This window comes from Blastococcus sp. SYSU DS0541 (genome assembly GCF_054050875.1).
In genome coordinates, this window is sequence record NZ_JBJHAD010000009.1 from 149,905 (window position 1) to 162,391 (window position 12,487).

The following is a 12,487-nucleotide window of genomic DNA, read 5'->3' on the forward strand; positions in this document are numbered from 1 at the left end:
CCCCGCGGCCGCCCTCACGTGCTGCGGCCGCCGTCCACGGCGAGCCGCCGGGCGGCGACCCCCACCACCGCGAGCGCTGCGGCGGTCGCGCACAGCACGCCGGCGGCACCCACTCCCGCGGCGACGAGCCCCACGGTGCTGGGGATGAGCACCTGGCCGAGCCGGTTGCCGGTGAGCCGGAGGGACATCGCGCGTCCACGGAGCCCCGACGGCGCCACCTCGGCGAGCCAGGACATGGTGAGCGGCTGGCCGACCCCGAGGCCCAGTCCGAGCAGGACCACCACCACCGTCATGGCGACCACCGGCAGCGGCGCGGCGAGCACCGCCATCGAGACCGCGGAGAGCGCCACGCTCGTGACCATCAGCCGGCGGCGGCCGACCCGCGCCACGAGCCGGCCGAGGAACAACCGGGAGGTCATCGAGGCGACCGCGCGCAGCGTGAGCAGCAGCCCGACCACCCCGGCGGCCAGCCCGCGGTCGGCACCGAGGGCCGGCAGGTAGACGAGGGTGATGTCGACGGCGGCCAGGACGACGCAGCTGACCAGCAGCGCGCGGAGCAGCCCCGGCAGCCGCAGCAGGGTCGCCATGCCGCCGTTCTCGGCCGGGCCGCCGGCGATCTCCCGGCCAGGCAGGCGCAGGAACGCCGTGCAGAGCAGCAGGACGACCCCCAGCGCCGTGGCCGTCAGGAAGATGGGGGTGGTGTCGGGCAGGGCGCCGTCCCCTCCGATGAGCGTGATGAGCGCGGGACCGATGGCCTGGCCCAGCGAGGCCGCGAAGGTGTAGTAGCCGAAGGCCGTGTCGAAGCGGCCGGGCCCGGCGGTGTTGGCGACGGCGGCCTGCTGGCCGACCACCGACAGCAGGTGGCCCGTGCCCAGCACGACGCTGCCCAGCACGAGCCCGGCGGCGCCGCCCCGGCCGGTGGCGAAGACCGCGCCGGAGAGCGCCAGGAGCACGGCGCCGACCAGCGTCACCCGTCGCTCGCCGAACCGGTCGGTCGCCTGCCCGGACGGCACCGCCAGGAGCAGCGGGACGACGGCGAAGGAGGCGGTGAGCGCGCCCAGCCAGGCGGTGGGGACGTCGAGCTCGAGGGCGCGGTAGGCCGAGGTCGGGCGGAGCACGAAGGTGATGACCTGGGTGAGTGCGGAGTGCAGCAGGAGCAGGCCCAGCACGCGGCGCCCCGGGGCGGTCACCGCGGCGGCTCGGGGTTGCCCAGGCGGCCCAGCGACCGGGCGCCCAGGCTGGTGTCGACGTGGCGGCGCATCAGCTCCCCGGCGGCCTCGGCGTCGCCGTCGCGGACGGCCTCGTAGAGCAGCCGGTGCTCGGTGGCCCGGGCGGCGCGCTCCTCGTCGCTGCGACCGGCTTCGAGGCCGTGCCTGCGGTAGCGGTCCGTCTTCACCCAGAGCCCGTCGAGGGTCTGCACGAGCAGCGCGTTCCGCGAGGCGCGGTGGATGGCGGCGTGGAATCGGTGGTGGCTCTCCAGCTCGCCCACCGAGGGGGAGGCGCTCAGCGTCTCCAGCCCGTCCAGCGCCGCCCGCAGCTCAGTCAGGTCCTCGTCGGTGCGGCGGCGGGCGGCCAGCGAGGCCGCGAGCGGGTCGAGGGTCTGCCGGAGCTCCAGCAGGTCGCGGGCCTCGGCGGCCTCCAGCGGCCGCACCCGCGCGTCCCGGTGCGCGTCGAGCTCGACCAGCCCCTCCTGCTTCAACCGTCGCAGCGCCTCGCGCAGGGGAGTGGTGCTCATCCCGATCGTGCGGGCCAGCGCGGCCTGCGGAAGGACGTCCCCCGGGGCCAGCTCCCCCGACAGGATCAAGCCGCGGACCCGTGTGTAGGCGAGGTCGCTCTTGGTCGCGTACTCCGCGCCGGCGTCGCTCATCGGTCTCCTCTCGTTGCGTTATAGGCTATAACGGTGCTGCGAGAGGTCCCATGACGCCGACCCGAGAGCGAGCGACCAGATGACCGACCCGACGGGCAACCCCGCGACGACCGACGTCTCCGACGCCCACCCGGAGGCGCAGGTCTGCGATCCGGTCTTCCAGATCTTCGGCGGGGCCGTCGCCTTCAGCGGGCGCATCGCGACCGTGAAGGTCTTCGAGGACAACACCCTGGTCAAGGAGGCCGTCGAGGGCCCGGGCGAGGGGCGGGTGCTGGTCGTCGACGGAGGCGGGTCGCGACGGTGCGGGCTGGTCGGCGGCAACCTGGCGGTCTCCGCGGCGACCAACGGCTGGGCCGGGATCGTCGTCAACGGGTGCATCCGGGACGCCGACGAGCTGGCCGGGCAGCCGCTCGGCGTCCGGGCGCTGGCGGCCATGCCGCGCAAGAGCCAGCGAGGTCTGCACTCGGGCCGCGCCGGCGTCCCGGTGGCCTTCGCCGGTGTGGTGTTCCGTGACGGCGAGTGGCTCTGCGCCGACCGCGACGGGATCGTCGTCCTGCCCGAGGCTCCCGCGGCGTCCTGAGCAGGCCGGTCCCCGGCCGGCGCGGGAAGGGTGCCGCGCCGGCCGGGGACCTCCGGTCAGCGGGCGGAGACGCCCCTGGCCACCTCGCTCGGCCGCTGCTGCTCACCGGCGTAGGAGCTGATCGCGACGAGCGCGCCGGTGAGGGCCGGGATGACCCACTGCAGCGTGTCGAGCTGTTGCTGGGCGGCGGCGAGGTCGGCCCGCGCGGCCTTGGTGAGCTTGCTGGGCCGGGTGCCGGACTTCGAGGGCACCGAGCCCGCGTCCGAGATGCGCTGCCCGAGCACCCGGCTGTACGCGGTGGCGCCCAGCGCCGCGGCGGTGACGAGGGTCTTGAGGGTCGACATCCCGGCGACGCCCTCCTGGGCGGCCACGCGCTGCCTGTTCGCCTGCAGCTGGCCGACGCTGCCGACCAGGTGGGCGCCGATGGCGACGAGGTTGACCGGGGTCCAGCGGTCCCAGCCCGCGTTGGCCACGCGCCCGGTGGCCGCGTCGTCGCCGGCCTCGCCCGCGGCGGCGTTCAAGGCGACCGCGTTGGCCAGGGTTCCGCCGAACCAGGCGGAGAGGCCGAGGTCGTGCAGCGAGCGGGAGAGGGTGTTGCGGGCCATGTCGGCTCCTCAGGAGTTGGCGGTGGGTCCGCCGTCCCTACCCCCGGCACCCGGCCGCATGCCGGTCGTGCACGACCGGCCCGGCCACGGCGGCTCCACGCTCAGCGGCGGCGCAGCACGCGCGCCAGCCGGTGCTTCCGGCCCGCGGTGAGCTCGGCGGCGGCCGGGGCCGGCGTCTCCGGCTCGGGGGCGGCCGCGGCCCGCTCGTGCAGCCGGGCCCGCACGTCGTCCGGGGTGCAGGCACGGCGCTGCCGCTCGTCGCGGGCGAGCACGACGCCGCCGGCGGTCACTCCCGCGAGGCCGGCCAGTCCGAGCAGCTTCCAGAGGCGCACGTCCGTAACGTAGCGGCCCGTGCCCGATCTCTCCCTGGACGCCGCGGTCGACCTGACGCGCACCGGCGACGTCTGGGTCTTCCGCGGCCCCTCGCTCGCCGACCGCGCCATCCGCGCGGTCACCAACGCGCCGGTGAACCACGTCGGCATGGCGGTGGTGCTGGAGGACCTGCCCCCGCTGCTGTGGCACGCCGAGCTCGGGAAATCGCTGCCCGACGCGTGGAGCGGCACCCACCAGCGCGGCGTCCAGCTGCACGACCTGCGCGACGCCGTCCTCACCTGGCGCGGCCGGTACGGGCAGCGGGCGTGGCTGCGGCAGCTCGTCGGCCCGGCCGAGGACGGCGGGGTGACCCCGGCGATGGAGGATGCCGTGCTGCGGACCATCGCCCGCCTCGACGGGCGGCCGTTCCCGACCACCCGCGGCCTGGTGCGCGGCTGGGTGAACGGCCGGCTGCGGCGGCGGACCGCGGCGGAGACCGTCTTCTGCGCCGAGCTGGTGGCGGCCACCTACACGGCGATGGGGCTGCTGCCCGGCGACCGCCCGCTCAACGCCTACGACCCCGGGAGCTTCTGGTCCGGCGACGACCTGCCGCTGCTCCAGGGCGCCCGCCTCGGGCCGGAGATCCCGGTGGACGTGCCGGTCGCCTGACCGCCGGGCCTCCGAGGTCCTCGCCGGGAGCAGGTGGGGTGCCGGGGGCGCTCCCCCTCTGCCCCGTGGGGGTGGGCAGAGGGAGAGCGCCCTGCAGACCCCTCAGGCGGTCGCCCGGGCCGCCGGCTCGCCCAGGTGCAGCACCGTGTCGCCGGGGCGCTCGACGTCGTCGTCGTGGGTGACGCAGACGACCACCCGTCCGGCGAGCGCGGCGCGCAGGTCGCGCAGCAGCGCCGCGGCGGTCGGGGCGTCCAGGTGGGCGGTCGGCTCGTCGAGCAGGACCACGTCCCGGTCGGCCAGCAGGGCGCGCGCCGCGGCCAGCCGCCGCCGCTCGCCGCCGGAGAGCGCCGTGCCGCCCGCCCCGACGGGGGTGTCCAGGCCGTCGGGCAGCGTGGCCAGCAGCCCGGCGAGGCCGGTCGCGGTCAGCGCTGCGCGCATCCGCGCCTCGCCTTCTGGCCCGCCGAGGACGCCGCGCGGTGCGGCCGTCGCCAGGTTGGCGCGGATGGAGGAGGCGAAGACGTGCGCCTCCTGCGGCAGCCAGGCCAGCCGGGCGCGGAGGTCGTCGCCGAGGAGCCGGTCGGCGGGCACGTCGTCGACCGCGTAGCTGCCCGCCCGGGGGCGCAGCGAGGCCATGAGCACGGCGAGGAACGTCGACTTGCCCGTGCCCGACGGGCCGCGCACGACCAGCCACCCCTCGCCGGCCGCCGCACGGGCGTCGATCCCGCGGAGCACGTCGGGTCCGCCGGGCCAGCCGGCGACGAGCGCCTCGGTGCGCAGCGACCGGACGTGGGTCGGGGCGGGCAGCGGCTCGGCGGGCTCGGCGGCGACGGGGGCGGTGAGGACGGCGTCGATGCGGGCGCGCGCGTCGGCGAGGGCGCCGCGGCGCTGCAGGGCCGCGACCAGCCCGGCCAGCGGCTCGGCCAGCGCCAGCGGCGCGAGGGCGACCACGGCCAGCGCGGGCCCGGCGAGCCCACCGGCCGAGGCGACGACGGTGCCGAGGACCGCGGCCAGCCCGGTGCCCAGCACCACCAGCCCGTTGCCGACGGCGGCGGCGCGGTCCCGGGTGCGGGCGCGGCCGCCCTGGCGCGCGGCGGCCGCGTCGAGCTCCGCGGCGGCCCGGGCGGCCAGCCCGTGCGCCCGCAGGTCGGCCAGCCCCTCGAGCACGGTGCCGGTCTCCCGCAGCGCCGCGACGCGCAGCGTGCTCTCCGCGCGGGCGGCGCCGGCGTCCAGCCCGCGGTGCGCGAGCAGGACGGCGCCGACCGTGAGCGCCAGGACGGCGGCCACCAGGCCCGCGGCGGCGGCGTCGACCAGCGCCAGCACCGCGACGGTGACGGCGGGCACCGTGGCGGCGACCAGCAGCGGGGGCCGGACCCGCACGCCGAGGTCCTGCACCACGCCGACGTCGCCGACGACCCGGGCCAGGGCCGATCCGGGCGTGCGGTCGGCGGCCAGCCCCTGGGCGGCCAACGCGCGCCAGACCCGCACCCGCAGGCCGGCGGCCTCCCGCAGGGCGGCGTCGTGGGCGGAGAGCCGCTCGAGCCAGCGGAGCACCGCCCGGGCCAGGCCGAAGAAGCGGACCCCGGCGGTGGCGACCAGGAGGGTGAGCACCGGGGGCATCTCCGCCGCCCGCACGATGAGCCAGCCCGAGGCCGCCGTCAGCGCCACACCCGCCCCGGAGGCGAGCACCCCGGCCAGCACCGCGCGGCGCAGGGCGCCCGCCGCGGGGGCCGGCGTCGTCGCCTCCGGCACGGGGTCCGCGGCGGCGGGACGCGCCGGCCGCACCGGGGGGGCGGTTGTGACGGGAGGTCCGGCGACCGCCGGCGCGGGGAGGTCGACGGTGCGGTCGGCGAGGCCGGCGAGCACCGGGTCGTGCGTGACCAGCACGGTGGTGACCGTGCCGCGCAGCGAGGCCAGGACGGCGGCGACCAGCCCGCGGGCGTCGTCGTCCAGGTGCGCCGTCGGCTCGTCCAGCAGCAGCAGCCGGGCGCCGCGGCGGACCCGCACCAGGGCCCGGGCGAGCGCCACCCGCTGCAGCTCGCCGGGGGAGAGCGACTCCGGCGCCCGCCCGGCCAGGTCGGTGGCCTCGAGCCGGCCGAGCGCCTCGACGACGTAGGCCTCGGCGACGATCTCGTCCACGCCCGGCTCCGCGGCGGCGTGCCGGCGCAGCTCGTCGGCGACGGTCGCACCGGTGGTGCGCGGGAACTGGGGCACCACCGCGACCGGGCCGCCGGTGGCGAGCGAGCCGGCGACGCGGGCTCCCGGGTCGGTGAGCCCGGCCAGGGCGGCCAGCAACGTGGACTTGCCCGACCCGCTGGGCCCGCGGAGCGCCACCAGCTCCCCGGGGTGGACGACGAGGTCGGTCGGCGGCAGGGCCGGCGCGGTGCGGCCGGGGTAGGCGACCGTCAGCCCGGCGACCGCGACGTCGGCGCCGCGCGGGTCGTCGTCGCCCGGCGCCGGGGCGGCGCCGGCGTCGGCGGGCGCGGCCAGCACCGCGCGCGCCTCGGCGGCGGCGAGGGCGGCGTCCTCCGCGGCGTGGTGGGCGGCGCCGAGCGCCCGCAGCGGGGCGAACGCCTCGGGGGCGAGCAGCAGCGCCGTGAGGCCGACGCCCAGGGCGATGTGCCCCTCGACCAGCCGGACGCCCACGGTGACCGCCACGAGGGCGACCGAGAGGGTGGCGATCAGCTCGAGCACGAGGGCGGAGAGGAAGGCGATCCGCAGCGTGGACAGCGTGCGGGTGCGGTGCGCCTCGCCGAGCGCCGCGAGCGCGGCCGTCTGCTCGGCGGCCCGGCCGAGCCCGACGAGCACGGGCAGGCCGCGCACGAGCTCGGCGACGTGGGCGGCGATCCGGTCCAGCGCCCGCGCGGAGCCGGCCGTCGCGTCCTGGGTGTGCTTGCCGACCAGCACCATGAAGACCGGCACGAGCGGGAGGGTGGCCGCGACGAGCACCGCGGAGAGCAGGTCGGTCCACGCCAGCGCCAGCAGCAGCGCCGGCGGCACGACGATCGTCTGCGCGAGCGCCGGCAGGTAGCTCGCCAGCGCGGGCCCGAGGTCGTGCAGGCGGGTGGTGGCGAGCACCGCGGCCGGTGCGGGCCCGCCGGCCGCGGCGACCGCGGCGGGCGAGGTGGCCAGCCGGCCCAGCAGCCGCCGGCGGAGCACCTCCTCGGCCCGGCGCGCGTCCCGGGCGGCCACCGCCTCGCCGAGGCTGCCGGCGGCGGCCCGCACCGCGACGCCCGCCGCCGCGAGCGCGAGCGGCACGGTCGGGGAGCCCTCGGCGAGCCCGCTCGCGCGGGCGACCGCGTGCGCGAGCCCGGCGGCCAGGAGCACCAGGCCGGTGGCCTGGACGAGGGCCGCCAGCGCGGCCCGGACCAGGGCGCCGGGAAGGCCCGGCACCCCGGCCAGCGCGGCGAGCGGGCCCCGCGGGGCGTCGGCGCGGGCACTCATGCCGGCAGCTCGCTCGGCGCGGGGGCGTCCCCGCTGCGGGGGGCGTCCTCGTGCTGCGGCTCGGCGGTCAGCCGCTTGCGGAAGACCCAGTACGTCCACGCCTGGTAGGCCAGCACGACCGGCAGCCCGACGGCGGCCGCCCACGTCATCACGGTGAGCGTGTAGTCGCTGACCGACGCCTCGGCGATCGTCACGTCGAAGGCCGGGTCGATCGTCGAGGGGACGACGACGGGGTAGGCGGCGCCGAAGATGGTCGCGGCCGAGCTGACGAGCATCACCGCCCAGCCGGCGAACGCCTGGCCCTCCCGGTCGACGCGGATGCGCGCCCAGGTGACCAGGACGGCCAGCGCGCCGACGACCCACAGCACCGCGGTGACCGACGTCCCGGCGCGCAGGTGCACCCAGCCCGCCCAGGCCAGCAGCGGCAGGGCCGCCACCGGCGACCAGCGCAGGGCGAAGGCCCGGGCGCGCAGCCGGACGTCGCCGTCGGTCTTCAGCGCCAGGAACAGCGCGCCGTGCACCACCGAGAAGGCGAGCACCGCGACCGCGCCGAGCAGCGCCGCCCAGCCCACGCCGGCGAAGCTGCCGCCCACGCGGATGCCGTCGCCGTCGATCGGGAGACCCAGCGTGGTGGTGCCGAGCGCCGCGCCCACGCCGAGTGCGGCGATCAGCGACCCGACCGTGATCACGTGCGTCCAGGTGCCGTCCCAGCGGGGGTCGTGCGACTGGTGCCGCCACTCGAAGGCGACCGCGCGGATGATCAGCCCGAAGAGCACGAAGACGAACGGCAGGTACAGCGCCGGTAGCCAGGTGGCGTACCAGCCGGGGAAGGCGGCGAACACCGCTCCGGCGGCGGTGATCAGCCACACCTCGTTGCCGTCCCACAGCGGGCCGATGCTGCGCAGCATCAGGTGCCGATCGGCGGTCCGGCGGCCCAGCACCGGCAGCAGCGCGGCGACACCGAAGTCGAAGCCCTCCAGGAGCAGGAAGCCGATCCACAGCACGGCGACGGCGGCGAACCACAGGGTCTGCAGGTCCATGACGGGTTCCTCGGGGTCTGCCGGTGGGGGTCAGTAGGCGAACTGGAGGACGTCGTCGTCGGCGCGGCGGCCACCGCCGGCGCCACCGGCGTCCCCGTCGGGGCCCTCGCGACGCTCGTCGTCCCGGCCGGTGCCGATCGGCGGCGTGGTGCTGGTGTCCCCCGCGGTGATGCCCGACCGGATGAACGTGGTGATCAGCCAGAGCTCGATCACCGCGAGCACGCCGTAGACGAGGGTCAGCGCGCCCAGCGAGGTCCAGACCTCCGCGGGGGTGACCCCGGGGGAGACCGCCTGCGCCGTGAAGAACCAGATCTGGTCGTCGACCGGCACGTCCGGGTTGGGGACGACGACGAAGGGCTGGCGGCCCATCTCGGTGAAGATCCACCCCGAGGCGTTGGCCACGAAGGGCGCGCCCACGGCCGCCAGCGAGCCGTACACGCCGATCCGGGAGGTCGGCACCCGGCCGCGCCGCGTCGACCAGAGCGCGTAGGCGGCCACCCCTGCCGAGACCGCGCCCATGCCGATCATCAGCCGGAAGCTCCAGTAGGTGACCGCGAGCACCGGCTGGTAGTCCACCGGCTCCCCGGCCAGGGTGCCGAAGCGCGACGGGTCGTCGGGGTAGGTGGCGCCGTAGACCTCGGAGTACCGCTCCTGGAGCTCGTTGACGCCCGGTACCTCGCTGGTGAAGTCGCCGTGCGCGAGGAAGGAGAGCAGGCCCGGCACGGTGATCGAGTGGACGTCGTCGCACTCGTTGGAGCCCAGCTTGTTCCAGGCGAAGATCGAGAAGGACGCCGGCGCCTCGGTGTCGCACAGCGCCTCGGCCGAGCTCATCTTCAGCGGCTGCTGGTGGTACATCAGCTTGGCCTGCCAGTCGCCGGTGGCCGCGACCAGGACGAAGGCCGCGAGGGACACCCAGCCGCCGATCCGGACGGAGCGGCGCCACACCCCGTGGTCGATCTCGTCGGCCGGCTTCCCGGCCAGCTTCCGCCGGCGCAGGTGGTAGAGCCCGACGCCGACCAGCAGGGCGCCGGCCACCATGAGCGCGGCGACGATCGTGTGGGTGAAGGCGGCCAGCGCGGTGTTGTTGGTGAGCACGGCGAGGAAGTCGACCTGCACCGGCCGGCCGGTCGCGTCGTCGGCGACGACCCCGACCGGGTGCTGCATCCACGAGTTGGCCGCGATGATGAAGTACGCGCTGACCGTCGAGCCGATCACCGCCGCCCAGAGCGTCGCGAGGTGCAGCTTCTTCGGGATCCGGCCCCAGCCGAAGATCCACAGGCCGAGGAAGGTCGACTCGAGGAAGAAGGCGAGCAGCGCCTCGAGGGCCAGCAGCGAGCCGAAGACGTCGCCCACGAAGCGGGAGTACTCGCTCCAGGCCAGCCCGAACTGGAACTCCTGGACCAGGCCGGTGGCGACCCCGAGGACGAAGTTGATCAGGAAGATCTTGCCCCAGAAGCGGGTCATCCGGAGCCACTCGGGGTTGTCGGTGCGCACCCACGTGGTGTGCATGACCACCAGCAGGATCCCCAGGCCGATGGTCAGCGGGACCATCATGAAGTGGTAGACGGTCGTGATCCCGAACTGCCAGCGAGCGATGTCCAGGACGTCCACGGCCCGGGTCCCTTCTGCGGTCTACTATCGACATCGTCATTTCTACGCCTCGTAGAAGACCTTTTCTACGACACGTAGAAGAGTCGGGTGTGATCTGCCGGACAGGAGAGCGATGGCCTCGCTGGGGGAGCTGGAGCGCGCCGTCATGGAGCGGCTGTGGGCCGCGGACGGCCCGGTGGCGGCGACCCTGCTGCGCGACGGGCTGGCCGACCGCGGGCTCGCGCTGACCACCGTCCACACGGTGCTGAGCAGGCTGGAGCAGAAGGGTTTCGTCGTCCACGACGAGGCCCGCCCGCGCCGCTTCTCGGCGCGGACCAGCCGCGAGGAGCACGCCGCCGAGGTGATGCGCGAGGTGCTGGGGCAGGCCGCCGACCGGCAGGCCGTGCTGGCCCGCTTCGTCGGTGCCGTCGACGCCGACGAGGCCCGGATGCTGCGCGACCTGCTGGCCGCCGCCGGTACCGACGACGCCCCTCAGGGCTGACCCGGGACCCGCCCGGTGCTGCCCACCACCGCCGCGCTCCTCGCCGTCCTCGCCGCGCTGCTGGCCTGGCCGGTGCCCGCGCTGCTCGCCCGCGCCACCTGGCCCCGGCGCGACCCGCTGGTCGCGCTGCTCTGCTGGCAGGCGATCGGGCTCGCCGGCGGGCTGTCGATCATCGGCGCGCTGCTGGTGCACGGGCTGGCGCCCTGGGGGCACTCGCTGCCCGAGGCGCTGTGGACGGTGCTGCACGGCCGGGCCGCGACGGAGGCGGTGCGGGGTGACCACTGGGTCGCGCTGACCCTCGCCGGGGTGCTCGCGTTCGAGCTGGTCGGCGTGCTGGTGCTCTCGTGGGTGCGCATCGCCCGCACCCGGCGCCGCCACCGGGCGCTGCTGGAGCTGGTGGTGCAGCCGGCCCCCGAGCCCGACGCCCGGCTGCTCGAGCACCCCGTGCCCGTGGCCTTCTGCATCCCGGGCGCCCGGCCGCTGCTGGTGCTCTCCTCCGGCATGGTCGCCGAGCTCGACGGGGACCAGCTGGCCGCCGTCGTCGCGCACGAGCGGGCCCACCTCGGCGAGCGCCACCACCTGCTGCTGCTGCCCTTCGTGGCCTGGAAGGCGGCGCTGCCGGTGCTGCCGGCGGCCGAGCGGGCCTACGGGGCGGTCCGCGAGCTGGTCGAGATGCGGGCGGACGACGTGGCCCTGGGCTCGCTGCGCGGCTCCGCTCCGCGCCGCACGCTGGCGGAGGCGATCGTCGCGGCCGCGGGGGGTGCCGGCGGGGTGCCGACCGGGGCCCTCGCGGTGGCCGGGCCCGGGGTCCGGGCCCGGGTGGTCCGGCTGCTGGAGCCGGCCGACCCGCTCCCGCCCGCGGCGCGCGCGGCGGCGCTGGCCGCCGCAGTCCTGCTACTGCTGGTGCCGACCGCGCTGCTGCTGCTCCCCGCGGTCTGAGGTGCGGTCGGCGCCTCAGCGCTGCTGGTAGGCCAGCAGGTGCCCGCGCAGGTACGTCAGGTGCTCGATCATCGCCTCCTCGGCGGCGGCGGGGTCCTGGTCGGCGAGCGCGCGGACGATCCGCTGGTGCTGCCGGACGGTGGTCCGCCCGACCTCGGGGGAGAGGTCCAGGTAGTGCACCGGTTCGGTCTCCAGGTGCAGCGCGCTCACGAACGAGGCGAGCACCCGGTTGCCCGACGCCCGGGCGATGGCCCCGTGGAACTGCTCGTCCAGCGCCGGGACGCGCGGGTCCTCCACGGAGATGGACTTCTGCAGGGCCACGACGTCGCGGAGCTCCTGCAGGTCCTCCTCGGTGCGGTGGACGGCCGCCAGCCGGACGGCCGGCACCTCGAGGTGCTGCCGGACCAGCGCGACCTCCTCGAACTCGATCCCGCCGAGCGCCAGCAGGTGGTGCACGGAGTCGACGAGGGCGCTGCGCAGCGCGGAGTGGTCGATCTGGCGGACGAAGCTGCCGCCCCCGGCGCCGGGGGTCGTGGTGATCAGGTTCTGCGTGGACAGCGACCGCAGCGCCTCGCGCACGGTGGTGCGGCTGACCGCGAACTGCCGCGCGAGCTCGACCTCGCCGGGCAGCCGGTCGCCCGGGCGCAGCGAGCCGGAGAGGATGGCCGCCTTGATCTGGTCCTCGACCTGCTGGCGTGGCCGGAGCACCTTCTTGCCGATGCTGCCGCGCACCGCCACGGATTCCGCCACTGCGTCCCCTCGTCTGCCAGGGCCACCCCGTCCCGGGCGCCCGGCGGGGGAGCTTGCGTTTCGGCGCTGTTGATCATACGTCCGCCGAGGGGTGGGGGGGGGGGGGGGGGGGGCGGGGGGCCCCCCCGCGGGGGGCGCGGGGGGGGGGGGGGGGGGCGGGGGGGGGGGGGGGGGGGGGGGGGGGGGGGGGGG

12 protein-coding genes are annotated in these 12,487 nt (G+C 76.9%); 4 read left to right on the forward strand and 8 right to left on the reverse strand.

All coding sequences use genetic code 11. The features are described 5' to 3' along the window. Positions 1 to 14: 14 nt before the first annotated feature. Together ACI794_RS12150 and ACI794_RS12155 are read right to left on the reverse strand one after the other, a co-directional pair. Positions 15 to 1,190 (reverse strand): MFS transporter, encoded by a 1,176-nt coding sequence (locus ACI794_RS12150; RefSeq protein ID WP_456616496.1) that lies wholly within the window; start codon positions 1,188 to 1,190, stop codon positions 15 to 17. Next, entirely contained in the window at positions 1,187 to 1,867 is a 681-nt protein-coding gene (locus ACI794_RS12155; protein WP_456616497.1) for a GntR family transcriptional regulator, read from the reverse strand. Before ACI794_RS12155 ends, ACI794_RS12150 begins: the two co-directional genes overlap by 4 nt. 79 nt (positions 1,868 to 1,946) lie before the next feature. Between ACI794_RS12155 and rraA the strand changes: the two genes are divergently transcribed. Beyond that, positions 1,947 to 2,447: a ribonuclease E activity regulator RraA gene (gene rraA, locus ACI794_RS12160; RefSeq protein WP_456602669.1), complete on the forward strand. Its 501-nt coding sequence runs from the start codon at positions 1,947 to 1,949 to the stop codon at positions 2,445 to 2,447. 56 nt (positions 2,448 to 2,503) lie between these two features. On the opposite strand, the gene ACI794_RS12165 is transcribed toward rraA, so the two are convergent. Both ACI794_RS12165 and ACI794_RS12170 read right to left on the reverse strand, forming a co-directional pair. Continuing rightward, a complete protein-coding gene (locus ACI794_RS12165; RefSeq protein ID WP_456602668.1) occupies positions 2,504 to 3,052 on the reverse strand; it encodes a hypothetical protein in 549 nt (182 codons plus the stop codon). 101 nt (positions 3,053 to 3,153) lie between these two features. Next, the gene (locus ACI794_RS12170) at positions 3,154 to 3,384 is read right to left on the reverse strand and encodes a hypothetical protein (RefSeq protein WP_456602667.1); all 231 of its coding nucleotides are present in this window, start codon (positions 3,382 to 3,384) and stop codon (positions 3,154 to 3,156) included. A 19-nt stretch (positions 3,385 to 3,403) separates the two neighbouring features. Between ACI794_RS12170 and ACI794_RS12175 the strand changes: the two genes are divergently transcribed. After that, positions 3,404 to 4,033, forward strand: coding sequence for a hypothetical protein (locus ACI794_RS12175; protein ID WP_456616498.1), 630 nt, complete (start codon positions 3,404 to 3,406; stop codon positions 4,031 to 4,033). Between the two features lie 102 nt (positions 4,034 to 4,135). Here ACI794_RS12175 and cydC read toward each other — a convergent pair whose 3' ends face one another. From cydC to ACI794_RS12190, 3 genes are read right to left on the reverse strand one after another with little or no spacing between them, the layout of a single operon-like run. Then, entirely contained in the window at positions 4,136 to 7,474 is a 3,339-nt protein-coding gene (cydC, locus tag ACI794_RS12180) for a thiol reductant ABC exporter subunit CydC (protein ID WP_456616499.1), read from the reverse strand. Further along, positions 7,471 to 8,514, reverse strand: coding sequence for a cytochrome d ubiquinol oxidase subunit II (gene cydB, locus ACI794_RS12185; RefSeq protein WP_456616500.1), 1,044 nt, complete (start codon positions 8,512 to 8,514; stop codon positions 7,471 to 7,473). The genes cydC and cydB overlap by 4 nt, the downstream gene beginning before the upstream one ends. Before the next feature lie 30 nt (positions 8,515 to 8,544). Continuing rightward, the gene (locus tag ACI794_RS12190) at positions 8,545 to 10,125 is read right to left on the reverse strand and encodes a cytochrome ubiquinol oxidase subunit I (RefSeq protein WP_456616501.1); all 1,581 of its coding nucleotides are present in this window, start codon (positions 10,123 to 10,125) and stop codon (positions 8,545 to 8,547) included. A gap of 112 nt (positions 10,126 to 10,237) precedes the next feature. Between ACI794_RS12190 and ACI794_RS12195 the strand changes: the two genes are divergently transcribed. Both ACI794_RS12195 and ACI794_RS12200 read left to right on the forward strand, forming a co-directional pair. Beyond that, the gene (locus ACI794_RS12195) at positions 10,238 to 10,606 is read left to right on the forward strand and encodes a BlaI/MecI/CopY family transcriptional regulator (protein ID WP_456616502.1); all 369 of its coding nucleotides are present in this window, start codon (positions 10,238 to 10,240) and stop codon (positions 10,604 to 10,606) included. Between the two features lie 15 nt (positions 10,607 to 10,621). Next, positions 10,622 to 11,545, forward strand: a complete 924-nt coding sequence (locus ACI794_RS12200) for a M56 family metallopeptidase (RefSeq protein WP_456616503.1) — start codon at positions 10,622 to 10,624, stop codon at positions 11,543 to 11,545. 15 nt (positions 11,546 to 11,560) lie between these two features. On the opposite strand, the gene ACI794_RS12205 is transcribed toward ACI794_RS12200, so the two are convergent. Beyond that, positions 11,561 to 12,295: a FadR/GntR family transcriptional regulator gene (locus ACI794_RS12205; protein WP_456602660.1), complete on the reverse strand. Its 735-nt coding sequence runs from the start codon at positions 12,293 to 12,295 to the stop codon at positions 11,561 to 11,563. Between the last annotated feature and the right edge of the window lie 192 nt (positions 12,296 to 12,487).

Excerpts from the sequence above, each read along its gene's own strand:
- ACI794_RS12155 (WP_456616497.1), bottom strand. The coding sequence starts at position 1,867 with ATGAGCGACGCCGGCGCGGAGTACGCGACCAAGAGCGACCTCGCCTAC.
- rraA (WP_456602669.1), top strand. The coding sequence starts at position 1,947 with ATGACCGACCCGACGGGCAACCCCGCGACGACCGACGTCTCCGACGCC.
- ACI794_RS12165 (WP_456602668.1), bottom strand. The coding sequence starts at position 3,052 with ATGGCCCGCAACACCCTCTCCCGCTCGCTGCACGACCTCGGCCTCTCC.
- cydC (WP_456616499.1), bottom strand. The coding sequence starts at position 7,474 with ATGAGTGCCCGCGCCGACGCCCCGCGGGGCCCGCTCGCCGCGCTGGCC.
- cydB (WP_456616500.1), bottom strand. The coding sequence starts at position 8,514 with ATGGACCTGCAGACCCTGTGGTTCGCCGCCGTCGCCGTGCTGTGGATC.
- ACI794_RS12195 (WP_456616502.1), top strand. The coding sequence starts at position 10,238 with ATGGCCTCGCTGGGGGAGCTGGAGCGCGCCGTCATGGAGCGGCTGTGG.